The following is a 1016-nucleotide window of genomic DNA, read 5'->3' on the forward strand; positions in this document are numbered from 1 at the left end:
TGAGCCATTCCGCGCAACGAGTCGCCGACTCTGAGTGACCGGCGGTCGGAGTCCACACGCGACACGCCGAAGGTGTTGCGCTGCAACGAGAAGACGCAGGATCCCGGTATGAAGGTGGCCTCTCACAGCAGCACTTTCAAAGGATCCTGCGCCGACGATGAGTGTGTCATACACAGCGGTACTCCCGCTGCGCGAGGAGACCGTGACGTTCCTGGCCGGCCTGCTGGACATTGAACGTGCCTGCCGGGGCACCCGGGCCGGTACCAGGGCGTTGACCTGCCGTGATCAGGCGATCCTGGTGTTGCGGTGGTTCTGTAACAGCACCCGGATGCGTCAGCTGGCCCGGGACAACGCGATCAGCATCTCGACCGGCTACGACTACCTCCACGAGGGCATCGACGTGCTCGCGGCCCGTTCGCCGAGCCTGCACGGTGCGCTGCTCGCGGCGAAAACGGCCGGTCATGACTACGTCACCATCGACGGCACCCTGATCGAGACCGACCGGTGCAGCGCTCCCGGACCCACCGCAGGCGTCGATCTGTGGTGGTCGGGAAAGCACCACACCCACGGCGGGAACATCCAGGTCGTCGGCGTGCCGGACGGCTGGCCGATCTGGACCTCCGACGTGCGCCCCGGCCGGGAACACGACACCACCGCCGCCCGCGCCCATCCCGAACTCCTGCCCGCCCTCACCGACGCCGCCGACGACCTGCGCACCCTCGGCGACCTCGGCTACGAGGGCCTCGCCGACACGATCACCGTCGCGTACAAGAGACCCACAAACGGCGGGCTGCTGCTGGTCCAGCAGCAGTTCAACAAGGCCCACAACAGCCTCCGCGCGGTAGGCGAACGCGGAAACGCCCTGCTCAAAATGACATTCCGAGCCCTACGCAACATCGGCCTCGACCCATGGCGGATCGGGAAGATCGTCGCCGCCGCACTGGTCATCCTGCACACCGAACACGGACGCACCACGTAGCACCGTCAGTAGTCAACTCATTGCTCGGACAACCTCA

The 1016-nt window shown here is 66.1% G+C and carries 1 protein-coding gene; it reads left to right on the top strand.

Annotated elements, in window-relative coordinates; all coding sequences use genetic code 11:
• Window positions 1-157 precede the first annotated feature (157 nt).
• The gene (locus tag OP04_RS48070) at window positions 158-979 is read left to right on the top strand and encodes a transposase family protein (protein WP_033346801.1); all 822 of its coding nucleotides are present in this window, start codon (window positions 158-160) and stop codon (window positions 977-979) included.
• Window positions 980-1016 lie beyond the last annotated feature (37 nt).

Origin of the sequence: Catenuloplanes japonicus (assembly GCF_000717135.1) — a bacterium.
Taxonomy (GTDB): Bacteria; Actinomycetota; Actinomycetes; order Mycobacteriales; family Micromonosporaceae; genus Catenuloplanes; species Catenuloplanes japonicus.